Below are 25,183 nucleotides of genomic sequence, written 5' to 3'. Positions count from 1 at the left end.
CACGCGCCGCCGGGGCGCTGGCAAACAGGGTCCTGCCGACGCCGGCAAAACTCCGAATGCAAGCCCCCTCAGCCTGCTTCAGGCCTTCTCGGTATTGCCTTGGCCCAACGCCACGGAATTCGCCGCAGCAGCGGGCCCGGCCGCCACATCTTTCCGATAAACCCGCGGCAACACTTCCGGCACGACCGCTGTCGATTCACGCAAGATCATGCGCGGCGTCACGACGCGTCGCCGCGTGGTCGCCGGCACCTTGCCCGCGATCCGGTCGATCAGCGTCTGCGCCGCCAGCTCCCCGAGTTCGCGCACCGATTGCCCAACCGTCGACAACGCCGGATAGGTGTATCGGCTCAATTCGATATCGTCGAAACCGATGATCGAACAGTCGCGCGGCACGTTGATGCCCCTCTCCGCCGCCGCCCGCAACGCACCGACGCCCATCATGTCGTTGCACGCAAAAATACCGGTGGGCCTGAGGGTATCGAAGAGTTGGGACGCCGCCTCGTAACCGCCGGTCGCCGAAAATGCACTCTGCTGAATGGCGTTCGGCTCGATCTCGATGCCACGCTCCGCCATTGCACGGATAAATCCGTGGACGCGCATCGCGCTGACCGCCGTGGCAATGGGACCGGTGATACAGCCAACCCGCGAGTGCCCGAGTTGCAGCAAGTGGCGCGTAGCCAGATAGCCGCCCTTCTCGTGGTCGATCTGCACCAGATCCGCCGACACGCCTTCAATATTCCGGTCCAGGATCACCAGCGGTTCGCGCGATCCGGCCAGGCTTTGCGCCAACACCGCATCTTCTCCCGCCGACGCAATCACCAGCCCGTCGATGCGTTTTTCCTGCAGCACGCGCAAGTAGCTGCGCTGCTTGGCGGGGTCATCGTCCGAATTGCAGAAGAACATGCAATAGCCGTTCTTCGCGCACCCGTCTTCCACCCCTCGCGCCAGTTCCGCGAAGTACGGGTTGGTTGCGTTCGGCACCAGCAAGCCGATGGTGAGCGTGTTGCGCGCCTTGAGAGAGCGCGCCACCGCCGAGGGCACGTAATCCAGTTCCAGGATCGCGCGCTCCACCTTCAGCCGCACCTCAGCCGACACGGGCCGCGAATTGTTCACGACATGAGACACCGTAGTGAACGATACGCCCGCAATGGCTGCTACATCTTTGATCGTCGCCATACTTGGTCCTTCTCTCTGACTTGGGTCTTGCTTCTTGCTCTTCTTGATTGGCCCCCGCAACGCGCATCCCACTGCGCTGCCCTCTGGCCTTGCGTTTCCGGTTGCCTGCTTGGGTCTTACAGCCCTACATCTGCCTGTGTGCGGCCCTTTGTGCGGCCGTTAGGACCGCCCCGGACCGCCGCCGGCGTTTTCCCCGCGCCGGCTTTCATGCTTTCTTGCTTGGCGGGCACCGCAGCTTTTTGCTGCTTTGCGCCTGCTTTAACTGCCTTTCACCGCCTCTCACTACCGTGATTCAACTGCTTTAAAGACTTCCATTGTGCCTGTTCAGCGCTTCAGCGCCGATCCGCCGCTGCTCGGCTGAGGCGGCGCCTTGGCATCCGGCACGATGGGTTCCTGGAGGATTTCGTCGCGTTTCGCGTAACCGGCAAAAGCTGCCGCCAACAGCGCGTCCTGCGACCATGTGTCCCGCTCGAAGACCCCGGTCATCCGTCCCGCCGACATCACCCCGATCCGGTCGCAAATAAGCATCAGTTCGCGCAGATCGCTCGACACCACCACCAGCGCCCGCCCTTCCAGCGCCAGCGCGCCCATCAACGCATAAATATCAAACTTCGCGCCGACATCGATGCCGCGCGTGGGTTCATCGAACAGCAGCACGGTCGAGGCGCGCGCGAGCCAGCGGCCGATCACCACCTTTTGCTGATTGCCGCCCGATAACTCCGACACCGGTTGCAACGGACCGGCGGCGCGGATATGCATCGCGTCGATCTGTTTTTGCGCCAATGCCGCTTCACGCCGTCCATCGATAAAACCCCTGCTCGACACCGCGCCGATATTACCGAGCGAAATATTCGCGGCAATCGGCTGCGGCAGCAGCAAACCCTCGCCCTTGCGATCCTCGGTGATCAGCGCAATGCCGTTCTTCACCGCGTCCGCAGGCGACGCGATTTTCACCGGCGTAAGCGCCCCACCGTCATGCGCTATCGAGACCACGCCGCTATCGGCCCGATCCGCGCCGTAGATCAGCCGCATCAGTTCCGTACGGCCCGCGCCAATCAACCCGCTGATGCCGAAAATCTCGCCCGCCTTCACCTCGAAGGACACATCGCGGACCACCTGGCCGCGGCTCATGCCGGCAACTTTCAGCGCGACGCCGCGAATCCTCCGTTCGCCCAGATCGATCCGCTCACCTATGTCACGCCCCACCATGAGCGTGACCAGGCGGTCGCTGGTCAGGTTCTGCATGGCGTCGATATGAACCAGCTTGCCGTCGCGCAGTACGGCTGCGCGCCCGGCGATCCGCCTGAGTTCTTCCAGCCGATGCGAGATGTACACCAGCGCCACGCCCCGCGCTTTCAGGCGCTCGACCTGCTCGAACAGCAGGTCCACTTCGCGCGCCGTCAGCACGGCGGTGGGTTCGTCAAGAATCAGCACACGGCAATCGCCAATCAGATTCCGCGCGATCTCCACCATCTGCTGATGCCCGATCCCCAGTTCGCCCACAAGCGTATCCGGGTCGATCGCGTCAAGCCCGACCTGCTGCATCGCGTGCCGGGCGTCCTCGCGCAGCGCCGCCCGGTCGATCCAGCCAAATTTGAATCCCTTGCGCTGCGGCAAGCGGTTCAGGAACAGGTTTTCCGCCACCGATAACGTAGGCAGCAGGTTCAATTCCTGCATCACCATGCGCACGCCCAGCGCTTCTGCTTCCTTGCGGCTGGCCGGCGCGTAAGGCGCTCCACCCAGGGTCATGGTGCCGGTGGTTGGATCGACCAGGCCGCCGATGATCTTGGAGAGCGTGCTTTTCCCGGCGCCGTTTTCCCCGGTCAACGCGAGCACTTCGCCCGCGTGCAAGTCCAGCGTGACGCCGGCTAAAACCGGCTCCACGTAGGTCTTGCCTATCCCGCTCACCGTGAGAACGGGCGCGGTTTTCACTCTGTCGTCCATCCTCTTCTCCGGCGAAAAGCCGCCGCGCTCTTCACGCGCGCCCCTTTCGCTGCGAGAGGCTCGATCGCAATCGTTTGCAGTCAAGCCTGTTCCTGAAGCCTCGACTAGCCCAATACCGGCCCGCTATCCATTATCCAGTCCACTATGTGCAGATACAAAATTCCGGGCTCCGCCTGGCGTTCATCGAAAAAACGAGTTGATCATCCCATTCTCTCGTTTATCGGCAGCGGCGCCCGTTTCTTAAGATTTTAAGCAGACAAATCAAATTTTCTATGCGTGTAATACCTATTTTTTGGTAATCAGGACCACCGGTGTTTCGACCACGCCCGACAATTCCGACTGTTTCTTATGCTCGGAAATCGCTTTCAAAGCCGTGTCGATACCAAATACCGCTTGTTTCGCGGCGTATTGATCGGCCGTTGCAAGCACCCGGCCGTCGGCGAGCATCGGTTTGATGGCGTTGATGTTGTCGTAACCGACGACCTGCACCTTGCCTGCCTTACCCGCCGCCCGCACCGCAGCCACCGCGCCGAGCGCCATGTTGTCGTTGCCGCACAGCAGCGCCTTGATGTTCGGGTTCGCGTTCAGGATCTGCGATGCCACCGCGTTGCCCTTGTCGATTTCCCAGTCGCCCGATTGCAGCGCAACAACCTTCATGCCACCTGCTTGCATCGCTTGCTTGAAACCGGCCGTGCGTTGCTGCGCGTTGGTGGTGGTCGACACGCCTTCGATAATGCCGACTTCATCGCCGGCCTTGAGTCGCTTGGCCAGATAATCTCCGACCAGCCTCGCTCCCTTCGCGTTGTCCGGGCCGACGAACGGCACGTTCAGGTCCTTCGACTTGAGCACGTCCGGGTCCAGCCGGTTGTCGATATTCACCACGATGATCCCTGCATCCACGGCCTTCTTGACGACCGGGACGAGCGCCTTGGAATCAGCCGGGGCGATCACGAGCGCGTCGACCTTCGAGACGATCATCTGCTCGACAATGCGAATCTGGTTCGCGGTATCGGTTTCGTCCTTGATGCCGTTGGTGATCAGGTCAAACTGACTCGAGTTGTGTTTCTGATAATCCTTGGCGCCGGTTTCCATGGTCAGGAAAAACTCGTTCGCCAGCGATTTCATCACGAGCGCGACCTTCGGCTTATGCGCGGCTTGCGCGGCGGCACCGGTGGAATACAGCGACAACGGCAACATGGCGCACGCGCCCAGTGACAGCGCGACAGACATGAAACGGCGGCGCAGCGCGGGTTCGACAGGTTTGTGATGTGAATTCATGCGGCATATCTCCTGGTTTCGTTTTGAGTTATCGGATATTCAGTTATTGGCTGAAACAGGATGGGTGTGTGCGTGTTGGATTGCTGCTTCCGGCAGCTTCTCGGCTACCTCGGACTGCCCTTGGTGGGGATATCGGGCCGTCGTGCCGGACATCGGGACACGACCCCGTCAGATAGATGGGATTCAACGTTGTGCGGGATTCCCGTGCGGACTTGCGTGTTTTTCGTCCAGGTGAAAGCACGCCTCGTACGGCCCGATGAGCGTGGACGCTTGCGCCGCCTACCGCAATTGCTGTTGGCCCTGATTCTGGTGCAACGCGTGATGCAACTATGCGGGCCGGCTTTTACAGCTCATCGACGGACTCCCCTTGCACCTTCTTGTCGATGATCGCCCGCGCATAGTCAATACCCGCTCGTGTCGCGTCGATCGGGCTGTTGAACGGTTCCTGCTCCGGCACGCCGAACATCTCCGACTTCCCGCCCTCGCCGCTGGCGCTGCGCGAAATGTTGACGATGATATCGAAATGGCGCGGACCGTCGTCCGGCTCGTCGCGCTCTTTGCCGCGGCGCAACGCCTGGACGGTGATTTCAAAACCTTTGTAGTGATCGGACAAGGGGCGGGACATACGCGACTCCTTTAAGCAGTAGAACGACAGGATCGCACGGCTTTGCAACGCTGCGCACGAAGAGTGTAGGCAGAGACTGTGAAGGCGCTTTGTCCGCGTGTTGACACCGTTCGCGCTAATGTTGCGACGCTACAACGGAGGCTTGCCCCTGTGGAGACCGGTAGGTGCCGGTCGTTGCCGGTCGCGAAATCATCGAGCGTCATTGGCCGTTCAAGCGCGCAGCCGAAATGAAAATTGTAAGCCTCCTGTCCAGAACCGTTGTCGTCCGATAAAGAAAGCTTACAGAGCGCGTATCAATGGACACGGAACAGATCGAATTGGTGTTAATCGGCGTGAAGCGATTATTGCGAGCGCCTTTTGAATGACGCGGACGTTATGTGCTTTTCGATTTTTGAGGTTCGAAACCGTACGGCATTTGTATGGCTTTTTGCCATAATGGGTTACCTTGGGTTTGCCTGATCAAGCCGCCTGACGATGGCAATGACGGCAAAAGCCACGGCAAAAGCCGCAGCCGTATTGAGCGGGATAGATATGTGCCTGACCTTGCAGCACCTCACCTCGTTTCATGTCATTCATTTAAAGGGAGAAAACGCATGAAGATCCGGGCAACCATGGCAACGCTCGCATTGGGCGTCGCTTTAAGCGCGACCTTCGCTGCAACACCGGCGTTTGCCGATAACAGCCAGCAATCGAAGATGACAACCTGCAATGCGCAGGCTTCGGGCAAGAAAGGCGATGACCGCAAGGCCTTCATGAAAGATTGCCTCTCGTCAGGGCCTGCTGCTGCCGCTCCGATGACTCAGCAGCAGAAAATGACGGCGTGCAATAAATCGGCGACGGGCAAGAAAGGCGACGATCGGAAAGCCTTCATGAAGGACTGTCTCAGTAACAAGGGCTGAACCGGAGCGAGGTGACGTTCAATTGTTTGTTAAAGCCGCGTGCCTTTGAACACGCGGCTTTTTTCATGGTTTTTTCGGGCATAAATCACGCACGAATCGCGGGTAAGTAGGCGGGCAAGTAAGCGGGTAAGTAAAGTCCCGAACCCGGGAAAACCCCGCCCCGTCTTATTGCAGTGCAGCTACGGTCGTGCTACGCGGCGCGCGTTTTATCTCATAAGATGATGCGAAGGCGGCCCACCAGAATAACTAATGCGCCATCGGTCCGCCACAGTCTAGCCGGCTTGCAGCATTGCAATAGACGGAGGCCCCAAGGATGGTATGGCGATATAAAAACCGCTGGTTCAGGCGGTGGCTGGTTGTGATCATTTTTTGGGCGGTCCCGATCATGATCGTTGCGGCAAACGAGCTTCGCGAACAGCTCTCGTACGATGCCCAGGATCTTGCCCACTCCCTCTCCACCTGGACGTTCACGGACGCGCAACGTGCCTCTGCCGCCGTTTCGCGCTGCCACGGTTCCCTCGACGAAGCGCGCACGGCCGGCTGTCCGCCCGACGTAGTCGCAGCCAATGCCGCCAAGAACCAGGATGCCCTGGAGGAGTATTCGACTCGCCGCAGCGTGCTGTTCGGTTATCTATGGCATGCGTTTGTCGGTTATTGGGTCGTGCCGGCGATCACGCTGTTTTTGCTGGGCGCCGTGATCGGCGTGATTCGACGCGCCCTCCGTCGCCCCGCCACAAAAAATGACAAAGCGAAGCAAGCCAATGAATCCACTCGGATTGCCAAGCCGTAAAAACATCACATTGCGATGTGGAGACAACGCCTCTGCAGTTTTTTGCACTATCTCACGAAGTTTTTCGTTTTATTTTGACGGGTAACTTTGACCGAAATTCGAGCGGCCAGGAAGGGCTGGCCCACCGTTTGCGCCTTCGGATCTTGTCTGTTGCGAGGGACGAATGTTTCGTGCAAACAAGCGTTCTCTGACGCGGACAGCATCCTGGCCGGGCAGGTCAAAATTACCTCACTGCATCTGCCTGACACGGCGCAAGCCAAGCGGGGTAAGGCTCCGCGACATTTCAGGACATGTTGCTCACGGACGTGCTGTGTTATAAAACGCCATGCTGCAACACTCGTAGATGGGGTTTCCCAAAAAACCACGATGGAGAAAACGATGCAAAGACGAAACTTCATGATCAAATCGACCGCCGCGCTTGCAATGGGTGGCTTCGCGCTAGCCGGTTGCACGACAACGTCGAATCAAGGCGCACAACAGACCGCCGGCGACGCGGACGCACGCCGTTCGATCGATGCGGATGTCGACGCAACCATGCAACGCCTCTACGTCACCGCTCGCGGCTCGCGTGAGCTGGTTGGCAAGGCGCGCGGCGTGCTCGTGTTCCCGTCGGTGCTGGCGGCAGGTTTCATCGTCGGGGCGCAGTACGGCAAGGGTGCATTGCGGGTAGGCGGCGGCTCGGTTGGCTACTACAGCACGACGTCGGCGTCGATTGGCCTGCAAGCAGGCGCGCAATCGAAGGCGATCATCTTCCTGTTCATGACGCAGGACGCGCTCGACAAATTCCGCAATACGGATGGCTGGTCGGTCGGCGGCGATGCATCGGTCGCGCTGGTCAAGATGGGCGCGAACGGCAATATCGATTCGGACACCGCAACGGCGCCGGTCGAAGTGTTCGTGCTGACAAACGCTGGCCTGATGGCTAACCTTTCGCTGGAAGGCACGAAGGTATCGCGCCTGAAGATCTGATCAGGGTCTTCGGCTGAATCCTGAATCAAGCGCGCATAAGTTAAAACCGCCGCGCAGCACGACCTTCTGGTCGTGCTGCGCGGCGGTTTTCTTTATGGCTTTCTTGATTGGCTCTGAAGCTCGCGAAGCGCTTTTCAGGCGCGCCGTTCAGCTGGCTGCGCTGTCGATCAGCTTGAAGCGTGAACGCTTTTGCGCGCGCACGACCGCCTGATAAGCATCAACATATTGCTGCGCCATGCGACGCGAGGTGAAGCGTTCCTCGAAGCGCTTGCGTACGCCCTCGCGCGACACGGTATGCAGCCGGTTCACCGCCGCCACGGCGCCAATCTCGTCCTCGACGATAAACCCCGTCACGCCCTCGTCCACCACTTCCGGCACGGCTCCGCGATTGAACGCGATCACCGGCGTGCCGCACGCCATCGCCTCGATCATGACCAGCCCGAACGGCTCCGGCCAGTCGATCGGGAACAGCAGCGCGTGGGCGCCGGAGAGGAAGCCGGCTTTCTGGTCATCGTCGATTTCACCGATGAATTCCACATACGGCAGCTTCATCAGCGGCGCGATTTCGCGTTCGTAGTATTCACGGTCCGCCGCGTCCACCTTCGCCGCGATCCTGATTTTCATCCCGCACCGGCCGGCAATCCGGATGGCGGTATCGACGCGTTTTTCCGGCGATATACGCCCAAGGAACGCCAGGTACGTCTGCTCGACCGGCTGCGGCAAGTAGCGCCTTTCCGGCAGCCCGTGATACACCGTGGTCAGCCATTTGGCCTGCGGCAACGGATGACGTTGCGCGTCCGAAATGGAGATGACCGGCGCGGTATCGAATGTGTTGAAGATCGGTTGTTGCTCCGGCAAATCAAGCCGGCCATGCAGCGTGGTGACGAACGGCGTGTCCTGGCGTTTGAACAGCGAGAACGAGTAGTAATCCATGTGGAAATGCAGCACGTCGAAGTCGTCGGCGCGGCGCCGCACCATTTCCATCAGCAGCATATGCGGGGCGATCCGGTCGCGGATAGCCGGGTCCAGACGCAACGCGCGCGGCCACACGGCTTCCAGCTTCGCCTTGGTTTGCGAGTCGCCTGAAGCGAACAGGGTCACGTCGTGGCCGAGTTCAACCAGTGCCTCGGTGATATACGAAACAACCCGTTCAGTGCCGCCATACAACTTGGGCGGTACTGATTCGGTCAAGGGGGCTATTTGTGCAATTCTCATTGTTCGCGTCTCCACTCGGTCTGACTTCGCCGTGATGTTTAGTCTGTGATATTGATCGGCAGGGGCGCCGGTCGCCCGCGCGCGCGATGCGTGCGAACGACACCCTATTATTGGCCGTGGAAGCCAACGCGTTGACAAAACTTTCACTTTCACGACCCTGTTACAGTCGCGAAACACTCGAATATCGTCGAATTCCTGCGGTTTTCAGGCCGATATCCCGTTGGCGGACAGCGTTTTTAAATCGACGCTGCATGTGTTGTTATTTGTTGCCCGCCGGGCGTTTGTTCGGCTGTTTGTTCAAGTTCACGCCTCGCAGGTCGGCGAGAAACGAGTCGCGCCAGACGCCCAGGTCGTATTTGCGAAGCATTACCATGCTGGTTTCGTAGCGCTCGCGGCGTTCGGCGAGCGGCATGGAGAGCGCCCGCCCAATAGCCTCGCTCATGCCGACTATGTCGTGCGGATTCACCATCAGTGCGCCCTTCATTTCATCGGCGGCGCCCGCGAACTGGGACAGCACGAGCACGCCGGGATCGTCGGGATTTTGCGCCGCGACATATTCCTTCGCGACGAGGTTCATACCGTCGCGTAACGGCGTGACCAGCCCGATCTGCGACTCGCGAAACAGCGACATCAGTTTCCACCGGTCGTAACGCTGGTTCATGTAGCGGATCGGCGTGTAGTCGAGGCCCGAGTAGCGGCCGTTGATACGTCCTGCTTCGTATTCCAGGTTATGGCGGATCTGCTGGTAGGTATCCACGTCCGAGCGCGTGGGCGGCGCGATCTGCACCAGCGTGACATTACCCCGCCATTCCGGCGATTTTTCGAGGAAATGTTCGAACGCCTTGAAGCGCTCGACCAGGCCTTTCGAATAGTCCAGCCGGTCCACGCTCATGATGAGCTTGCGGCCTTCCAGGCTCTGCTTCAGGTCCATCACATCCTGACGCGCTTCGCCGCGGGTGGCTTGCTCGGCGATTTCATCAGGGAAGATGCCGATGCGGTACACGCCGGTTTTAAGCCGGCGGCCGAACGCTTCCACTTCGCCATCGGCCGTGGCTGTTCCATGCGCGTGACGCACGATGTAATCGTGGAAAGCAGCCTGGTCGCCGGGCGTCTGGAAGCCCACCACGTCATAGCAGCACAGCGACTTGACCAGTTCCGCGTGCGGCGGAATGTTGAGCAGAATCTGCGGTGACGGAAACGGGATATGCAGGAAAAAGCCCATGCGGTTGGTCACGCCTTCCGAACGCAGCGCCTCGCCAAACGGGATCAGGTGGTAGTCGTGGACCCAGATGACGTCGTCGGGTTGCAGCAGCTTGATTGCGCGATGCGCCAGCCATGAATTGACCCGCCTGTAGCCCGCGTATTCCTCGCGGTCGTAGACGGCCAGGTCGTTGCGATAATGGAAGACAGGCCATAGGGTCGCGTTCGAAAACCCGCGGTAATACTGGTCGTAATCCTTCTTCGGCAAGCCCACGGTGGCGAACGTGACCGCGCCGTCCTGTTCGAGTTTCGGTCCCTGGTTCGCCACGCTGTCGCTGACTACGTCGCCGCTCCAGCCGAACCAGACGCCGCCGCTGTCCTTCAGCGCGCCGAAGACACCCACGGCGAGGCCGCCGGCGGAGCCTTTGGTTTCGGTCGGAGAGGCTACTCGGTTCGATACAACGACTAAGCGGGTCATTACTGGCTTCCTTTTTTGCGATTCTGTTCAGGGTGTGTGTATTTTTTTCTTGGCCGTAATTTTCATAGCCACCCTGGCCACATTACGTGTGAGGGTCGTGGCCGTTTATTTTTCTGCTGATGATCTTCGTTCGGCTCCGGGCAACGGCCTCGGTTCAATTTCACTCGGTTCAATTTCATTCTCGCGTTCGGTAATGCCCGGGCCTGCTTCGCGGTCTGTGTCAGCTTGTCCGCAATCTCGATGCCACCGCCCGGCTCAGCGCCGCTCGGAGGGTTTCGCCGCACCGCCGCCGGGCGCACTCGGGGCGGTGCTTGCCGCCGAATTCGCCGATGCGTCCGGGCCGTGCCGCTCTCCCCGGCTCGCCACCGGATCGGCTTCCGTATTGGCTGTCCGGCTGGATGCCGGCGGCCTGATCGTTCCGCCCGCGCCCTCATGGCCGTCCGCCATGCTGCGCCCGAGCGGCGCAACAAAATCGGCATCCTCCCCTTCCTGCGATATATCCGCTCGCGTGCGCGGCAGGAACTGCGGATACGACGACTGCATGAAATTGAGCAGACCTTCGCGCACCCGGCATCGAAGATCCCAGTTCAAGCCGGAATCGAAGGAACTGACGAGCACGCGAAGCTGCATGGACTTTTCAGTGGCGTCGGTGACCTGCAGCACCTGCACGCGCTTGTCCCACTCCGGCGCGTTCTGCAAGATCCGATCGAGCTCTTCGCGCATCGGCGCAAGCGGCATGCGGTAATCCACATAGAAAAACACCGTGCCAATGATCTGCGAACTGTTGCGGGTCCAGTTGGCGAACGGATTCTCGATAAACCATTGCAGCGGCACGATCAGGCGCCGCTGGTCCCAGATCCGGATGGACACATAGGTCCCGGTGATCTCCTCCACCCGTCCCCATTCGCCCTGGATCACCACGACGTCGTCGAGCCGGATGGGTTGCGACAACGCGATCTGCAATCCGGCGATCAGGTTGCCCAGCACCGGCCGTGCGGCGATACCGGCGACCAGCCCCGCCACGCCCGCCGAGGCCAGCAAACTCGCGCCGACCTGACGCACAGCGGGAAAGGTCATCAACGCGCCGCCGAATCCAATGATGACGATCACCACCATCACCGAACGCGCCAGCACGCGAGCCTGCGTGTGAATCCGGCGCGCTTGCAGGTTGTCCTGGCTGTCGAGCGGATGGGCCTGCACCAGCGCTTCGGCCACCGCGCCCACCGAGCGCACGGCAAGCCACGTCAGCGCGACAATCAGCATCACGGTGAGCAGGTCGCGCAGCGCGGCGGCGAACGGCAGCGAATCGGGTGCCTCTGCCAGCACGAAACCCAGGCCGAGGATGATCAGCAGCGCGAGCGCGGGTTTGTCGATAAAGCGCAATACCACGCTCATCAACGGATACGGCCGCGCAATGCGCATCAGGATGCGCGCACCCACGCGATGCGCGCCGATGGCGAACAGCACGGCGAGCGTCGCGACGACAAGCGCGCCGGGCCAGGTACTGAGCGGAGCGGAAGCGATTCGCTCGAAGGAGTCGAAAGAGGTCATCGTCGTCGTGGGATCAGCCTTGGAAGGTGATATCGGGGGATACGACGGATTGTGCGTGTTTGCGGCCCGCCTGCGCATGCAGCGCAACGGCACCGGCGGCCGGCTTGGCCAGCCAGCCGCGCCATGAGATGACTATTCTATTGCATTGCAGCAGCCGCCGAACCAGCGGGCGGCGCGGACGAACCTCGCCGCCTTGAATGGTGATCGGGCTGCTTAATTTTCAGCTTTGCAGGGAAAAGCCTTGCCGAGCCCGAGCGACACCATGGTCGTGGCGTTGAAGTTGCCGCGCGTGGGATTGTCGGCGATGAACTTGCGTACCGCGTCCGTCAGTTCCTGCGGTTTGACATCGACTGGCAGGCAAAAATACTGGCCGATCTGCGGTCCCGATGTGCCGCCAATGGCTTCGATGGTGTTGTAGATACCGTCAGCGGCACCTTCTATATAAGCCGCGCATGCGCTGCGCGAGGCTGTGTCGGTCTTCGTACAAAGCATGTTCAGATCGTTGCCTGTGAACGCGGCCGCGCTAAGCGGAAACGCAAGCACACTGGCCATGACAAAAACCCGCTGCATGATGGTCCTTTCTTATGTTGGCGGTTGCGGGCCGGCGTGGACGCGCAGGCGAAAACATCCTGTCTTGTTGGCCAAAACCCATCTTTTCAGCGAGCGCGCCCGGGCTAGCCTTCCTTCGGCTTATCCTTCCCGGATCATGCCCGCTGTTCCTCGTATTTGCCTCGTCTCGCGCGGTCGGGACCTGTTGTCAGTCAAACCTGAGTCAGGTGCTCGCCGTGCGAGCGTCATTTTGCACTGTTTGCGCCGCTTTGCGGTGCCCCGGACGCGCCCGCTGCGCTCTGGTTTTGCATCGCTGCCAGCCGTGCCGCCAGCCCTTCCGCCACATCTTTCTCGTGATACTGGTTTGCGAAGTCCACCGCCGTCAGGCCAAGCTGGTTCTTCACTCGCAGATCCGCGCCTTCATCGAGCAACAGCTTGACCGTCGACAGATGGCCGCCGCGCGCCGCCATCATCAGCGGGGTCGTGCCGTTGGGCGAACCCGAGTCGATATAAGCCGAATGGTCGAGCAGTACCTTCACCACGTCGTCGTGACCGTTGGTGGCGGCATAGTGCAGCGGCGTCCAGCCCTTCTTGTTCACTTCCGCGTCCTTCGCGATCAGCAGGTTCACGAAGATGAGGTCGTCGTTGAGTGCGGCCAGCATCATCGCGTTTTCACCGGCGGGATCGAGCTTTTCAAGGTCGATGTTCGGGTTATCGGCGAGCAGTTGGCCTACCTTGTCCGACTTTTCCCTTGCCGCGATCACGAGCAGCGGCGTGCCAGTGTCATCGACGAGATTCGGATCCACGCCCTGTGACAACAGTTTTTTAACGGCAGATATGTCGTCGAACTTTACCGCCTTGATCATGGAGTCGGCAGGCGTCGCAAAGGCGGGTTGCGCGATGGCGGCGGCTGTCAGCACCAGGCCCGTCACCAGGGTTCGCCAGGTTTTACGCGTCAACGCGGATTGACGGGTTGAGCATGTTGAAAGGGTCGAAGAGGAAACCGTCGAAAATGTAAGCATGTGTTCCTTGGGGATTACTTAACGTTCTGAACGTTCTGGTAACAAAATAATGAATCTGTCGGGCGAAGGGGTCATTCTCCCTGTCTCACCGCGCGACGGTAAAGAACCGTAGCAGGCTTCAGTGCCCAACCGCCTGCGGGATCTTGAACAGCGTGAAAAAATTACGCGTGGTGGCTGCCGCCAATGCTTCTTCCGGCATCTCGCGCAATTGCGCGATGAAGCGTCCGACATAACTTACGTACGCAGGTTCATTCGATTTCCCGCGATACGGCACCGGCGCCAGATACGGCGAGTCTGTTTCAATCAGCAAACGCTCGAGCGGCACACGGCCCGCGACGTCCTGCACGTCTTTCGCGCTCTTGAACGTGACAATGCCCGACAGCGAAATGTAAAAATCCTGGGCAAGCGCCGCCTCGGCGACATGCCACGGTTCCGTGAAGCAATGCATCACGCCGCCCGGCACGCTCGCACGCTCCTCGGCCATGATCCGCAGTGTGTCTTCCCACGACGACCGCGTATGGATGATCAGCGGTTTCGCGCTCGCGTGCGCCGCCCGGATATGTGTGCGGAAGCGTTCACGCTGCCATTCCATATCGGCGATGCTGCGGCCTTCCAGACGGTAATAATCCAGCCCCGTCTCTCCGATAGCCACTACTTTCGGATGCTGCGCCAGTTCCACGAGATCCGTCACGCTCGGTTCACGCGCGTCCTCGTGATCCGGATGCACGCCGACCGATGCGTAAATATGCTCGTTTTCTTCGGCGATCTTCAACACCGACGGCAGCGTTTCCAGATCAACCGATACGCACAACGCATGCGTCACTTTCAGCTCGCGCATTTTGTCGAGCACCTCGGGCAGGCGGTCGGCCAGGCCTTCGAAATTGATGTGGCAATGCGAATCGACGAACATGGGGATTCCGTTAAAGCGGGATTGGGTTGGGTGGCGAGCGTTCGGTTAGCTGAATGGATCGGATCAGCCGAGCCGCCGGCCGAGAATCAGGAGGTCTCGTTCAACACCGTCCAGCACCGCGACGCGCGGCAGCGACCCCCACGTCTGGAATTCGAAGCGCTGGAACAGGCGCAGGCTCGCTTCGTTGTGGCCGAAGATGAAACCCAGCAGCGTGTCGATACCCAGCGCCGGTGCGCGTTCCAGCGCCACTTGCAGCAACTGCTTCCCAAGCCCCTTGCCACGGGCGCTTTCGGCGAGATAGATACTGACTTCCGCAGTGCGCAGATAGGCTGGGCGGCCGTAAAAGTCGGAGAAACTCAGCCACGCTATGACCGCGCCATTTTCTTCGACCACCCATAGCGGGCGTGCCTTCGGGCCATGCGCATGAAACCACGCGAGCCGGCTTTCGACCGTGACCGGTTCAAGGTCAGCGGTAACAAGGCGCGAGGGCACGGTGGAATTGTAAATGGCCACGATACCGGGAAGATCGTCGAGCGTGGCGTCGCGGAAATTGGGATTCATGGTGCGTTGGTGTGCAAAGAGAGTGAGTCGGTAGTCAGGCGGTGAACACGTCGCGATAGCCCAGGAACAATTCTTCGAACACCAGTCGCGCATTCAGTGGATGATTTTCCACCGCGCGCTGCCGTGTCACCGTCTTTTGAAAGCGGGCGAAACGCTCGGTATCGATCTGCGCGGCGCAGCGTTCGAGCGCCTTCGATGCCCCCGGGAAATAGCGCGGACGCCCCGCCGTTTTCTGCGCGAGCAGGTCGTAAAGCCAGCGCTGCAGCCAGCCGAGCACCATGGGCACCGGCAGCTTTTGCAGGCTTTCGCCGCACGCGAAAGCGTCGCAGTCGGGGCCGGCGGCCAGTTGCGCCAGCGCGAAATCACGCAGCGCGCGGTTTTCATCGGAGGCGAGCGCCAGCGCGGTCAGCGGCGCGCCGCCGGCTTCCGCCAGCACGGCTGCTGGACGCTCCACGCCCTGCTGCGCCAGCCATGCAACGGCGGGTTCGGTGGCCGGGAGGGTCATCGGCCATTGGCGGCAGCGGCTGATGATCGTCGGCAGCAAGCGGTCTATGCGCGCTGTCACCAGAATGAACACCACGCCCGCGGGCGGCTCTTCCAGCGTCTTGAGCAATGCGTTTGCGGCGAACACGTTGATCGATTCAGCCGGATACAGCAGCACGACCCGCAAACCGCCCCGGTGCGAACCGAGGCTGAAAAAATTCATCAGCCCGAGCACCTGATCGATCTTGATCTCCTTGCTCAGGACTTTCGTTTTCTTGCCGTCCTCGGCGTCTGCCTTATCAGCCTTGTCGTCGCTGATCAATTCACCCGCGAGCGCTTCCGGCAGGACCGCGCGATAGTCGGGATGGTTGCCCTGGCTGAACCACAGGCAGGCGACGCACTTTCCGCACGGTTCACGGGTTTCAGTCGGGGTTTCGCAGAGCAGACTTTGAGCAAGATGCTGCGCAAACTGCAATTTACCGATACCGGCGCGACCGTGCAGGAGCAATGCGTGCGGCCAGCTTGCTCGCAGTTGTTCAAGATGGGTCCAGTCATCGGTTTGCCACGGATAGATCATGAAAAGTCTTTTGGATCAGGTGTTTGCGGCGCAATCTTGTGAATCTGAATTTACTTTAACTTCTCGGCTAAGTTCAATCAATTCAAGTATTTGTTGACAGTAATTGAAGCTTTTTCGAAGCTTGGCCAAGGTTTGTGCCGGCGAACGTCAGCGACCAAAACCGTCGAATGACGAGACTTAAAGTAAATTCTATCTACAGGTTTTTATCAAAATCAAATACTTGCGATCACTGCTTCAAGTTGTTTCTGGATATCGTCGATCGAATGCGTAGCGTCGATTATCACAAATCGCTCCGGCGATTCCGCCGCCCGACGCAGATATTCCGCCCGCGTACGGCCGAAAAACGAATCCGATTCGCTCTCGAACTTGTCGGGTGAACGAACCGCGCCGCGTCGTTCGCTGGCCACGTTCGTCGGGACGTCGAAGAGCACGGTCAGGTCCGGCTGAAAACCGCCCTGTACCCAGCGCTCAAGCGCTTCCAGCTTGTCACGCGGTAAACCGCGACCGCCGCCCTGATACGCGAAGGTGGCGTCGGAAAAACGATCCGACAGCACCCAGTCACCCCGGGCCAACGCCGGCTCAATGATCTGCGCCAGATGTTCACGGCGTGCGGCGAACATCAGCAACGCTTCGGTTTCGAGGTCCATCGGCTGGTTGAGCAGCAAGTCCCGCAGGCTTTCTCCCAACGTCGTGCCGCCGGGTTCCCGCGTCATCACAACCGAGCGGCCCGTGGCTGCGATCTTGTCCTCCAGGCGCTGACGAAACCACGCGAGGTGCGTCGTCTTACCCGCCCCGTCGATACCTTCAAACGTGATAAATCTGCCGCGCACCATCATTGTCCCCGGATGTACTTGTCGACGGCCCGATTGTGGTCGCCGAGATTGTCTGAAAAGAAACTGCTGCCGTCGCCGCGCGACACGAAATACAGTGCCGTGCTGGACGCAGGATTGACCGTCGCCGCAAGGGCTGCCACACCCGGCAGCGCGATCGGACCGGGCGGAAGGCCCATGCGCGTGTAGGTATTGTACGGAGTGTCGGTTTGCAGGTCTTTTTTATGCAGCCGGCCGCCGTAGGCCGAACCCAGGCCATAAATCACCGAAGGGTCCGTTTGCAGCGGCATGCCGATGCGCAGCCGGTTCGCGAACACAGCCGCGACCAGCGGCCGGTCGGCGGCTCGCCCCGTTTCCTTTTCGACGATCGACGCCATGATCAGCGCCTCGTAAGGCGTCTTGTACGGCAAATTCTGCGCGCGGGTAGCCCAGGCTTCGGTGAGGCGCTGTTGCATCAGCTTGTACGCCCGTTTGTAGACGGCGATGTCGCTCGTGCCTTTGTCGAAGAGATAGGTGTCGGGGAAAAACAGGCCCTCCGCGCTCACCCGCGCAATCACGTCGTCCGGCGCGCCGATTGCCTTCAGCAAGTCGGTGTCGGTCATGCCGGCTGTGTCGTGCTGCAGCGCCGGATTGCCATCCAGTTCGTTGCGCATTTTCTGGAACGTCCACCCTTCGATTACGGTCGCCACGTATTCATTGACGTCGCCGCGGGCGATTTTCTGCAGCATCTCGTAGGGCGTGATGCCCATCTTGAACTCATAGTTACCCGACTTGAGCTGCGACGACAGGCCGAGCGCGCGCGTCATCAGCACGAACAACTGCTGTTGGACGTGCGCGCCGCCGCGGTCCAGCTGAAGGGCCACGCTGCGCAGCGTACTGTGGGATTTGATGGTGATGTCGAGTTCGGGTGAGGCCAGGTCGACCGGGCTATTCGCCCATTTGAACATGCCCGCAGCGAGCGCACCGGCAACCACGATCGCGACGACCGCCGCGATCAAACATTTCTTCAAAAGGGACATGCGAAACACGCTCGTGGTTAGACCCATATAATAACTTCGTTCGCACCCGTCAAAGTCAGGTTCATGAATTCCCCGACCGTCTCATCGCTTTCATCTCCCTTCGACGCCGTCCTTCACGCCGGCGTGTTCGTGCCGCTGACGCAGTTCGGCATTATCGATACAACCGGCGACGACGCCGCTGCTTTTCTTCATACGCAATTGACGAGCGACGTCCAGCACCTGGACGCGTCAAGCGCGCGACTGGCCGGTTATTGCTCGCCGAAAGGCCGCTTGCTGGCGTCGTTTTTGATGTGGCGAAGCGGTGAAGCCGTGCGCCTGATGCTCGCCGCCGACATACAGGCGTCGGTGCAAAAACGCTTGTCGATGTTCGTGATGCGCGCGAAAGCGAAGCTCGCCGATGCCACGCCGGCGCTCGCCGCAGTCGGTTTTGCCGGCGATGTCCGCAAGACGCTGTCCCATCTCTTCGATGCCATGCCCGACGGCGTACATGTGAAAGTGGACGGCCCGCTCGGCTCGCTGATCCGCGTGCCTGACGCCGCCGGCCGGCCACGTTTCCTGTGGGTCGGCCCGAAGGCTGACGTTGAAGCGCACCTCGCCGATATCGAAAAGCAGCTCGTGCGTGCCCCGGCCGAGTTATGGGACTGGCTCGACATTCACGCAGGCGAACCGCGCATCACGCAGCCGACTTCCGAGCAATTCGTCCCGCAGATGGTCAATTTCGACGTGCTCGGCGGCGTCAATTTCAAGAAGGGCTGTTATCCGGGGCAGGAAGTGGTGGCGCGCAGCCAGTATCGTGGCACGATCAAGCGCCGCACGTCGCTGGCCCATGCTGAAACCGCGAAGCCCGGCGACGAACTGTTCCACTCCGACGACCCCGGCCAGCCGTGCGGCCTCGTGGTCAATGTAGCGCCCGCGCCCGGCGGCGGCGTGGATGCGCTCGTGGAAATCAAGCTCGCGGCGCTTGAACAGGGTTCGGTACACGTCGGTGCGGCGGACGGGCCCGCGTTGAAATTCTCGCCGCTGCCCTATGCGCTGCCGAGCGAAGTCTGATTCATTGCGGACGGTTCGCTCATGTGCCTGATTGTCTTCGATTGGCAACCGCATTGGCAACCGGACGCGGCGTCGTCTGATACTGAGCGCCCATTGCTCACGCTCGCGGCGAATCGCGACGAATTTTTTCATCGTGAAACCGAGCCGTTGCACTGGTGGGAAAACGCCCCCGGGGTGCTCGCCGGACGCGATCTGACGGGCGGCGGAACCTGGCTCGGCGTCACGCGCGACGGCCGTTTTGCCGCGTTGACGAACTATCGGGCGCCGGCGGAAGTACGGCCTGACGCTCCGACTCGCGGTACTTTGGTCAGCGACTTTTTATCCGGCGCACCGGTCGCGCCGATGGCCTATCTGGATGCGATAGCCCGCGACGGGCATCGGTACAACGGTTTCAATCTGGTTGTCGGCGACTTCACGCGGCGCGAACTGGCCTGGTACGGCAATCGTGCCGATGCCCCGCCTTCCCTGCTTGACCCCGGCATTCACGGGTTGTCGAACAGTTTGCTCGATACCCCGTGGCCCAAGCTCGTCGCGCAACGCGATGCGCTGAGGGATCTGCTTCACGTCGATGAACGGCCGTCGCTGGACAGCCTGGTCGAGACCATGCGCAATCCCCAACTCGCCGATGACCATCTGCTGCCGTCTACCGGGCTCTCGCTTGAGCGCGAGCGCGTGTTGTCGGCGGCGTTTATTGAGTCAGAGGGTTATGGCACGCGCAGCACGACGGCGTTGCGCGTGGTCGCGGTTGACGGTAAGAGCGGTGATTTGACGGTGCAAATCAAGGAAATCAGCGACGACGATGGTTCGCATAACATCAAACGTCCCGGCGCGTTCGAACGAAGCGATGCATTCACGATCGTGCGGGCGGCTTAGGATCGTTGCGTTCCGATTGATTGCGCGCGTAAAGCTCCCGGCGCTCGGTTCTATCGCTCTGTGACTTCCATGTATCGACGCAAAGCATCTGCCGCGTCCGCGTGCGCCTTCGCTACCTCCGGCACAAAACCGCCCATCTTGAAGAATTCGTGCGTCATGCCTTCGTAGCGAACCAGTTCGACTGGGACATGCGCTCTTTCGAGCTTGGCCGCATACGCTATGTCTTCGTCGAAGAGTGGATCGTGATCGGCTGCGGCGATCCATGCGGGGGCAACGCCGGTGAAATCCGGCACTGGCCCGCGTGCGTCCAGCGGGGCGAAACGCCAGTCGTCGCGGTCTTTGTCGTCGCGTAGATACTGCGCGAAAAACCACTGAATGGTTTTCGCCGATAACACGAACCCCTCGCCGAATTGCGCATGCGATTGGGTATCCTGCCGCGCGCTTACGCCGGGATAAATCAGCAATTGGAGGCGCAGCGAGATGCCGGTATCGCGGGCGAGTAATGCGCTGACCGTCGCGAGCGTGCCGCCCGCGCTGTCGCCGCCGACCGCGAAACGCGTGCTGTCGAGGCCCAGCGACGCCGCTTGCGCGTGAAGCCACGTGAGGGCGTCGAAGGCATCGTGCACGGCGGTTGGAAACTTGTGCTCGGGCGCCAGCCGGTAATCGACCGATGCCACCGCGCAACCGGAGTCAGCGGCGAGGCGTCGGCAGAGCGAGTCGTGGGTATCGATACTGCCGACTACAAACCCACCGCCGTGAAAGTAGATCAGCGTAGGCGCAGGGGCTGCCCAGTTGGGCTCGACCGGGTGATAAAGGCGTGCGCGGATGGACGCTTGATCACGCGTGGGAATGGTGAGCTCGTGGACGTCGAACATCGCGGCCGGCGCGATGTCGAGGATCAGCGCACTGCGCTCGTAGGAAGCGCGCGCGGCAGAAGCCGAAAGCGTGTGGAACGGCGGCCGCTTGGCCTTCGCGATGAGTTCGATGACCTGTGCAATGGCAGGATTCAGCGGCATGAGAGCAGGAAATGGGTGGGCGTTGGAAGCTCGCGATGATGACATAGAGCGGCGAATTCGGGGCGTCAGCTCGCCAATGCCCTCCTCCTACCCCTTCACCTCCGGCTTCAACGACAACGGATCGGTCGGATTGCGCAACTGCGCGACGTCATCGAAACGCAGTTGCACCGACGCCAGAATCTTCGGATGCGTCAGCACGTAAAACCGCCGGTCGCGCACCGCGTCGAAGGTCAGTTCCGCCACCTGTTTCGCGCTGAGCTTGCCGCTCTCCACCGCCTTCGTGAGCTGCTTGCCGGCCATGCGCTGCGATGCCGTCAGCGGTTCGTCATTACGCAAGCCCTCGGGCCGCGCGCGCTCGGCGTTCGCAATGCCTGTCGGCACGAATGCCGGACACAGCAACGAACAATCCACCTGGCCGCCGACGATCTTCAAGTCCTGATACAGCGTCTCCGTCAACGCGACGACCGCGTGCTTCGATGCGTTATAGACGCCCATTCCCGGCGCCGACAGCAAGCCCGCCACCGACGCCGTGTTGACAATATGCGCCGGCTCTTGCTGCGCGAGCATCAACGGCGTGAACGCGCGCACGCCATTCGCCACGCCCATTACGTTGACGCCGAACACCCACGCCCAGTCGTTCGCGCTGCTTTCCCAGACGAAACCACCCGTGCCGACACCCGCGTTATTGAAGAGCAGATGGACGGCGCAGTAGGTATCGATAGTCGTGCGTGCAAGCGCATCGACCTGCGTGGCATCGGAGACATCAGTGGGCACGCCGAGCGCTTCAGCGCCCAAACCGCGCGCCATTTCCACCGTTTCCGCGAGGCCTTTCACATCGACATCGGCGAGAACGAGCTTCATGCCCAGCGCCGCGCCCTTCAATGCAAACTCGCGGCCGAAACCGCTGCCGGCGCCCGTGATCACGGCCACTTTGCCGTCGAACTGATCCACTGCGTCTCCTTTCTCTCTTTTGGATTTCGAACGTTCAGATCAGCTTGACGAGCTGCTTGCCGAAGTTCTTTCCTTTGAGCAATCCGAGAAAAGCCTCCGGCGCGTTTTCCAGGCCCTGCGCAATGGTCTCGCGATATTGCAGCTTCTTCTGCGCAACAAGGCCGCCGAGTTGCGTGAGCGCCTCGGGCCACACTTCCGGCGATTCGCTGACGATAAAACCCTGCAACTTCAAGCGCTGCGTGAGTAGCAGAGCGGGTTTTTTAAGCGGCATCGGTGAACCGTCGTAACTTGCGATCATCCCGCATAACGCAATCCGGCCGAACGCATTCATGCGTGACAGAACCTCGTCCAGTATCTCGCCGCCGACGTTTTCGAAGTAACCGTCGGCGCCGTTGGGCAACGCCGCCTTGAGGTCGTCATGGAGGTTGCCGGCCTTGTAGTCGACGCATGCGTCGAAACCGAGCGTCTCGGTGACGTAGCGGCATTTGTCCGCCCCGCCCGCGATGCCCACCGCACGGCAGCCCGCCGCTTTCGCCAACTGGCCGACCACGCTTCCCACCGCGCCGCTCGCCGCGCTGACCACAACCGTTTCACCCGCTTTCGGCGCGATGATCTTGTTGAGCCCAAGCCATGCGGTCACGCCGGGCATGCCGACCGGGCCGAGATAGGTTGAAAGCGGGATAAGGGTGTCGTCGACTTTACGCAGGCCCTTCCCATCCGACGTACCGAATTCCTGCCAGCCGTATGCCCCGACCACTTTGTCGCCGATCGCAAACTTCGGATTCTTCGATTCCACCACTTCGCCCACGGTCCCGCCGATCATCACCTCGTTGAGCGGTTGCGATGCGGCGTACGACTTCGAGTCGTCCATACGGCCGCGCATGTACGGATCGAGCGAGAGGAAATGATTGCGCACGCGCAATTGCCCCTCGGCTAGCGGCGCAAGCGGAGTCTCGACGAGTTTGAAGTTATCGACGCTTGCCGCGCCTTGGGGGCGCGAAACGAGGAGGATCTGGCGATTGATTGAGTTGTGTTCTGACATCGTGATACTCCTGTGCGGTCCGGGGATAAATCAGGGGGCAACGTGCGCTAGTAACGGCGTCAGGCGTCGCTGGGACCGGGTGTGGCGGACGGATCTGAACGGATGCGTTGCTGCACGATGTCGCGGCCGACGGCGAGCTTGCGCATGTATTTGAAGGTGCCGAGCGCTTTTGCGACGAAATGGCCTTCGCTGTCTCGGATTTCGCCTTCGCAATACGCCATGGTGGTGGAGCGATGCAGCACGCGGGCAAACGCGCGGAGTTCACCGCGGCCCGGTTGCATGAAATTGACTTTCATTTCGACGGTGACCACGCCGATACCGTCGCCGGCGAGACTGCGCGCGGCCATCGCGAGGGCGACGTCGGCAAGCGTCATGGTCACGCCGCCATGTGCAATGCCCCAGGTGTTCATATGCGTGCCGGTCAGCGGCAACAGTACTTCGCTCGCGCCATCTTCGGCGGAGATGAGCTGCACGCCGAGCGAATCGACGAACGGGCTTTCAGGGAGTATGGAGAAATCGGTCATGGTCTCAGACTTCGTAATCGATGCATTGACGCGACTCACGTACCGCTGCAACGAAGTCCTTGATCGCCAGATGCTTCGGGTGGACCTGATAGGCTTGAAGGGCTTCGGGATTGTCGAAGTCGGAGACGAGGATCACGTCGCAGGTGGCTTCGTAACCGGGTTGCGCAACGCCCACTTCGAAGTGGCCTTGGCCCGAAACGATGCTGCGGCAGCTTTCGAGTTTGGCTTTCAGTTTGATGATGTTTTCAGCGCGAGTGCCGCCTTCGGCGCTTTCCTTCAACTTCCACATGACGATGTGACGTAGCAAGACGGGCTCCTGAATGTAGCGAATGATTTATGCCGATCGCCCAAGCGTATCAAAAACGCCGGGCGATCGGTCAAAATCACACTACTTCAAACAACCCGGCCGCGCCCTGCCCGCCGCCAATGCACATGGTCACCACGACAAACTTCGCGCCGCGCCGCTTGCCTTCGATCAACGCGTGCCCCGTGAGCCGCGCGCCCGACACGCCGTATGGATGCCCCACCGCAATTGCGCCGCCGTTCACGTTAAGTCGATCAGCCGGGATGCCCAAAGTATCGCGGCAATACAGCACTTGCACGGCGAACGCTTCGTTCAGTTCCCACAGGTCGATATCGCTGACTTTAAGGCCCGCTTTCCTCAACAGTTTGGGCACGGCGAACACGGGGCCAATCCCCATTTCATCCGGCTCGCATCCGGCGACCGCAAACCCCCGGAAAATCCCCAGCGGCCTCAGCCCTTCTTTCTCTGCCAGCGTAGCGTTCATCACCACACATGCCGACGCGCCATCGGAGAACTGGCTTGCATTGCCCGCCGTGACCACGCCGCCGGGCATCGCGGTGCGAATCTTCGATACCCCTTCGAGCGTCGTATCAGCGCGAATGCCTTCATCGGCGGCCAGCGTGACTTCCTTCGTGAACATGCGGCCCGTGGCTTTATCGGCGACACCGGCAAGTACCGTGATAGGCACGATTTCGTCATTGAACTTGCCTGCCGCTTGCGCCGCAGCGGCGCGCAATTGCGATTGCACGCCGTACTCGTCCTGCCGTTCTTTCGATATCTCGTAACGCTTGGCGACGTTCTCGGCCGTCTGCAGCATCGACCAGTAGATGGCGGGCCTGTGTTGTTTGAGCCAGCCATCGAACAGCATGTGCTGGTTCATCTCGTTCTGCACGCACGAGATGGATTCCACGCCGCCCGCCACATAGACATCGCCCTCGCCGGCGATCACGCGTTGCGCCGCCAGCGCGATGGTTTGCAGCCCCGACGAGCAGAAGCGGTTCACGGTCATGCCCGGCACGCTGACCGGCAAACCCGCGCGCAACGCAATCTGCCGCGCGATGTTCATGCCGGTCGCGCCTTCCGGATTCGCGCATCCCATGATCACGTCTTCCACGCGCGCCGGGTCAATGCCCGCTCGCGCCACCGCCGCTTGCGTGGCATGGCCGCCGAGCGTCGCGCCGTGGGTCATGTTGAATGCGCCGCGCCAGGATTTGGCGAGGCCCGTGCGTGCCGTCGATACGATTACCGCGTCAGTCATGCTTGTCTCCACTTCGAATACGAATAGTGTTGGTTCATTTGGCTAAACCCGGCGGCTTTTAAATTAAGCCCGCTAGTTCAACCTGCCGT

At 60.8% G+C, this 25,183-nt stretch carries 25 protein-coding genes; 5 read left to right on the top strand and 20 right to left on the bottom strand.

Translation table 11 applies throughout. The features are described from left to right. Positions 1-78: 78 nt before the first annotated feature. The 4 genes from ACSQ8V_RS09595 to ACSQ8V_RS09580 all read right to left on the bottom strand — a co-directional run bounded on the left by ACSQ8V_RS09595 (position 79) and on the right by ACSQ8V_RS09580 (position 5,023). Positions 79-1,176, bottom strand: a complete 1,098-nt coding sequence (locus tag ACSQ8V_RS09595) for a LacI family DNA-binding transcriptional regulator (protein ID WP_213768290.1) — start codon at positions 1,174-1,176, stop codon at positions 79-81. 324 nt (positions 1,177-1,500) lie between these two features. Beyond that, positions 1,501-3,120, bottom strand: a complete 1,620-nt coding sequence (locus tag ACSQ8V_RS09590; protein WP_436205564.1) for a sugar ABC transporter ATP-binding protein — start codon at positions 3,118-3,120, stop codon at positions 1,501-1,503. Between the two features lie 285 nt (positions 3,121-3,405). Further along, entirely contained in the window at positions 3,406-4,398 is a 993-nt protein-coding gene (locus ACSQ8V_RS09585; RefSeq protein ID WP_436205563.1) for a substrate-binding domain-containing protein, read from the bottom strand. Positions 4,399-4,741: 343 nt separating this feature from the next. Beyond that, a complete protein-coding gene (locus ACSQ8V_RS09580) occupies positions 4,742-5,023 on the bottom strand; it encodes a hypothetical protein (RefSeq protein WP_213768288.1) in 282 nt (93 codons plus the stop codon). A 593-nt stretch (positions 5,024-5,616) separates the two neighbouring features. On the opposite strand from ACSQ8V_RS09580, the gene ACSQ8V_RS09575 reads away from it, so the two are divergent. The 3 genes from ACSQ8V_RS09575 to ACSQ8V_RS09565 all read left to right on the top strand — a co-directional run bounded on the left by ACSQ8V_RS09575 (position 5,617) and on the right by ACSQ8V_RS09565 (position 7,681). Beyond that, complete coding sequence (locus tag ACSQ8V_RS09575) at positions 5,617-5,922, top strand: PsiF family protein (RefSeq protein ID WP_213768307.1); 306 nt, start codon at positions 5,617-5,619, stop codon at positions 5,920-5,922. 313 nt (positions 5,923-6,235) lie between these two features. Then, positions 6,236-6,712, top strand: coding sequence for a hypothetical protein (locus ACSQ8V_RS09570; protein WP_213768287.1), 477 nt, complete (start codon positions 6,236-6,238; stop codon positions 6,710-6,712). 378 nt (positions 6,713-7,090) lie between these two features. Beyond that, a complete protein-coding gene (locus ACSQ8V_RS09565) occupies positions 7,091-7,681 on the top strand; it encodes a BPSL1445 family SYLF domain-containing lipoprotein (RefSeq protein WP_213768286.1) in 591 nt (196 codons plus the stop codon). Between the two features lie 147 nt (positions 7,682-7,828). On the opposite strand, the gene ACSQ8V_RS09560 is transcribed toward ACSQ8V_RS09565, so the two are convergent. The 10 genes from ACSQ8V_RS09560 to mltG all read right to left on the bottom strand — a co-directional run bounded on the left by ACSQ8V_RS09560 (position 7,829) and on the right by mltG (position 18,076). After that, a complete protein-coding gene (locus ACSQ8V_RS09560; protein ID WP_213768285.1) occupies positions 7,829-8,896 on the bottom strand; it encodes a glycosyltransferase family 4 protein in 1,068 nt (355 codons plus the stop codon). A 259-nt stretch (positions 8,897-9,155) separates the two neighbouring features. Then, positions 9,156-10,574: an alpha,alpha-trehalose-phosphate synthase (UDP-forming) gene (gene otsA / locus ACSQ8V_RS09555; protein WP_213768284.1), complete on the bottom strand. Its 1,419-nt coding sequence runs from the start codon at positions 10,572-10,574 to the stop codon at positions 9,156-9,158. A 255-nt stretch (positions 10,575-10,829) separates the two neighbouring features. After that, positions 10,830-12,125 carry a mechanosensitive ion channel family protein gene (locus tag ACSQ8V_RS09550; RefSeq protein WP_436205562.1) on the bottom strand — a complete coding sequence of 432 codons (1,296 nt, stop codon included), beginning with the start codon at positions 12,123-12,125 and terminating at the stop codon, positions 10,830-10,832. 213 nt (positions 12,126-12,338) lie between these two features. Continuing rightward, entirely contained in the window at positions 12,339-12,695 is a 357-nt protein-coding gene (locus ACSQ8V_RS09545) for a Rap1a/Tai family immunity protein (RefSeq protein WP_213768282.1), read from the bottom strand. 224 nt (positions 12,696-12,919) lie between these two features. After that, positions 12,920-13,696: an ankyrin repeat domain-containing protein gene (locus ACSQ8V_RS09540; protein ID WP_436205561.1), complete on the bottom strand. Its 777-nt coding sequence runs from the start codon at positions 13,694-13,696 to the stop codon at positions 12,920-12,922. A 118-nt stretch (positions 13,697-13,814) separates the two neighbouring features. Beyond that, the gene (locus ACSQ8V_RS09535; RefSeq protein ID WP_436205560.1) at positions 13,815-14,606 is read right to left on the bottom strand and encodes a TatD family hydrolase; all 792 of its coding nucleotides are present in this window, start codon (positions 14,604-14,606) and stop codon (positions 13,815-13,817) included. A gap of 63 nt (positions 14,607-14,669) precedes the next feature. Then, on the bottom strand, positions 14,670-15,167 hold the full coding sequence (locus ACSQ8V_RS09530; protein ID WP_213768279.1) for a GNAT family N-acetyltransferase: 498 nt from the start codon (positions 15,165-15,167) through the stop codon (positions 14,670-14,672). Between the two features lie 34 nt (positions 15,168-15,201). After that, positions 15,202-16,227: a DNA polymerase III subunit delta' gene (locus tag ACSQ8V_RS09525; RefSeq protein ID WP_436205559.1), complete on the bottom strand. Its 1,026-nt coding sequence runs from the start codon at positions 16,225-16,227 to the stop codon at positions 15,202-15,204. 212 nt (positions 16,228-16,439) lie between these two features. Then, on the bottom strand, positions 16,440-17,060 hold the full coding sequence (tmk, locus tag ACSQ8V_RS09520) for a dTMP kinase (protein WP_436183141.1): 621 nt from the start codon (positions 17,058-17,060) through the stop codon (positions 16,440-16,442). Next, positions 17,060-18,076, bottom strand: a complete 1,017-nt coding sequence (mltG, locus tag ACSQ8V_RS09515; protein ID WP_436205558.1) for an endolytic transglycosylase MltG — start codon at positions 18,074-18,076, stop codon at positions 17,060-17,062. Before mltG ends, tmk begins: the two co-directional genes overlap by 1 nt. Before the next feature lie 63 nt (positions 18,077-18,139). Here mltG and ygfZ point away from each other — a divergent pair, with 63 nt between their 5' ends. Then, a complete protein-coding gene (ygfZ, locus tag ACSQ8V_RS09510; RefSeq protein WP_436205557.1) occupies positions 18,140-19,126 on the top strand; it encodes a CAF17-like 4Fe-4S cluster assembly/insertion protein YgfZ in 987 nt (328 codons plus the stop codon). 21 nt (positions 19,127-19,147) lie between these two features. After that, positions 19,148-19,999 carry an NRDE family protein gene (locus ACSQ8V_RS09505; RefSeq protein WP_436205556.1) on the top strand — a complete coding sequence of 284 codons (852 nt, stop codon included), beginning with the start codon at positions 19,148-19,150 and terminating at the stop codon, positions 19,997-19,999. Positions 20,000-20,049: 50 nt separating this feature from the next. On the opposite strand, the gene ACSQ8V_RS09500 is transcribed toward ACSQ8V_RS09505, so the two are convergent. From ACSQ8V_RS09500 to ACSQ8V_RS09475, 6 genes are all read right to left on the bottom strand, one after another. Then, on the bottom strand, positions 20,050-21,015 hold the full coding sequence (locus ACSQ8V_RS09500; protein WP_436205555.1) for an alpha/beta hydrolase: 966 nt from the start codon (positions 21,013-21,015) through the stop codon (positions 20,050-20,052). Between the two features lie 87 nt (positions 21,016-21,102). Further along, a complete protein-coding gene (locus tag ACSQ8V_RS09495) occupies positions 21,103-21,966 on the bottom strand; it encodes an SDR family oxidoreductase (protein WP_436205554.1) in 864 nt (287 codons plus the stop codon). A 34-nt stretch (positions 21,967-22,000) separates the two neighbouring features. Further along, positions 22,001-23,008, bottom strand: coding sequence for an NADP-dependent oxidoreductase (locus tag ACSQ8V_RS09490; protein ID WP_436205553.1), 1,008 nt, complete (start codon positions 23,006-23,008; stop codon positions 22,001-22,003). Between the two features lie 59 nt (positions 23,009-23,067). Beyond that, positions 23,068-23,532, bottom strand: coding sequence for a PaaI family thioesterase (locus tag ACSQ8V_RS09485; RefSeq protein WP_213768270.1), 465 nt, complete (start codon positions 23,530-23,532; stop codon positions 23,068-23,070). A 4-nt stretch (positions 23,533-23,536) separates the two neighbouring features. Next, the gene (locus tag ACSQ8V_RS09480) at positions 23,537-23,839 is read right to left on the bottom strand and encodes a Dabb family protein (protein WP_436181739.1); all 303 of its coding nucleotides are present in this window, start codon (positions 23,837-23,839) and stop codon (positions 23,537-23,539) included. Between the two features lie 76 nt (positions 23,840-23,915). Continuing rightward, a complete protein-coding gene (locus ACSQ8V_RS09475) occupies positions 23,916-25,094 on the bottom strand; it encodes an acetyl-CoA C-acyltransferase (protein WP_436205552.1) in 1,179 nt (392 codons plus the stop codon). Positions 25,095-25,183: the final 89 nt, after the last annotated feature.

Origin of the sequence: Caballeronia sp. LjRoot31, assembly GCF_964253885.1 — a bacterium.
Classification (GTDB): Bacteria; Pseudomonadota; Gammaproteobacteria; order Burkholderiales; family Burkholderiaceae; genus Caballeronia.
This window is presented reverse-complemented; position numbering and strand designations above follow the sequence as displayed.

Coding starts and splice junctions, on each gene's coding strand:
- ACSQ8V_RS09505 (WP_436205556.1), top strand. CDS start 19,148: ATGTGCCTGATTGTCTTCGATTGGCAACCGCATTGGCAACCGGACGCG.
- ACSQ8V_RS09595 (WP_213768290.1), bottom strand. CDS start 1,176: ATGGCGACGATCAAAGATGTAGCAGCCATTGCGGGCGTATCGTTCACT.
- ACSQ8V_RS09560 (WP_213768285.1), bottom strand. CDS start 8,896: ATGAGAATTGCACAAATAGCCCCCTTGACCGAATCAGTACCGCCCAAG.
- ACSQ8V_RS09575 (WP_213768307.1), top strand. CDS start 5,617: ATGAAGATCCGGGCAACCATGGCAACGCTCGCATTGGGCGTCGCTTTA.
- ACSQ8V_RS09475 (WP_436205552.1), bottom strand. CDS start 25,094: ATGACTGACGCGGTAATCGTATCGACGGCACGCACGGGCCTCGCCAAA.
- tmk (WP_436183141.1), bottom strand. CDS start 17,060: ATGGTGCGCGGCAGATTTATCACGTTTGAAGGTATCGACGGGGCGGGT.
- ACSQ8V_RS09590 (WP_436205564.1), bottom strand. CDS start 3,120: ATGGACGACAGAGTGAAAACCGCGCCCGTTCTCACGGTGAGCGGGATA.
- ACSQ8V_RS09485 (WP_213768270.1), bottom strand. CDS start 23,532: ATGACCGATTTCTCCATACTCCCTGAAAGCCCGTTCGTCGATTCGCTC.
- ACSQ8V_RS09500 (WP_436205555.1), bottom strand. CDS start 21,015: ATGCCGCTGAATCCTGCCATTGCACAGGTCATCGAACTCATCGCGAAG.
- ACSQ8V_RS09530 (WP_213768279.1), bottom strand. CDS start 15,167: ATGAATCCCAATTTCCGCGACGCCACGCTCGACGATCTTCCCGGTATC.
- mltG (WP_436205558.1), bottom strand. CDS start 18,076: ATGTCCCTTTTGAAGAAATGTTTGATCGCGGCGGTCGTCGCGATCGTG.
- ACSQ8V_RS09580 (WP_213768288.1), bottom strand. CDS start 5,023: ATGTCCCGCCCCTTGTCCGATCACTACAAAGGTTTTGAAATCACCGTC.
- ACSQ8V_RS09525 (WP_436205559.1), bottom strand. CDS start 16,227: ATGATCTATCCGTGGCAAACCGATGACTGGACCCATCTTGAACAACTG.
- ACSQ8V_RS09535 (WP_436205560.1), bottom strand. CDS start 14,606: ATGTTCGTCGATTCGCATTGCCACATCAATTTCGAAGGCCTGGCCGAC.
- ygfZ (WP_436205557.1), top strand. CDS start 18,140: ATGAATTCCCCGACCGTCTCATCGCTTTCATCTCCCTTCGACGCCGTC.
- ACSQ8V_RS09565 (WP_213768286.1), top strand. CDS start 7,091: ATGCAAAGACGAAACTTCATGATCAAATCGACCGCCGCGCTTGCAATG.
- ACSQ8V_RS09570 (WP_213768287.1), top strand. CDS start 6,236: ATGGTATGGCGATATAAAAACCGCTGGTTCAGGCGGTGGCTGGTTGTG.
- ACSQ8V_RS09490 (WP_436205553.1), bottom strand. CDS start 23,008: ATGTCAGAACACAACTCAATCAATCGCCAGATCCTCCTCGTTTCGCGC.
- ACSQ8V_RS09550 (WP_436205562.1), bottom strand. CDS start 12,125: ATGACCTCTTTCGACTCCTTCGAGCGAATCGCTTCCGCTCCGCTCAGT.
- ACSQ8V_RS09585 (WP_436205563.1), bottom strand. CDS start 4,398: ATGAATTCACATCACAAACCTGTCGAACCCGCGCTGCGCCGCCGTTTC.
- otsA (WP_213768284.1), bottom strand. CDS start 10,574: ATGACCCGCTTAGTCGTTGTATCGAACCGAGTAGCCTCTCCGACCGAA.
- ACSQ8V_RS09540 (WP_436205561.1), bottom strand. CDS start 13,696: ATGCTTACATTTTCGACGGTTTCCTCTTCGACCCTTTCAACATGCTCA.
- ACSQ8V_RS09545 (WP_213768282.1), bottom strand. CDS start 12,695: ATGCAGCGGGTTTTTGTCATGGCCAGTGTGCTTGCGTTTCCGCTTAGC.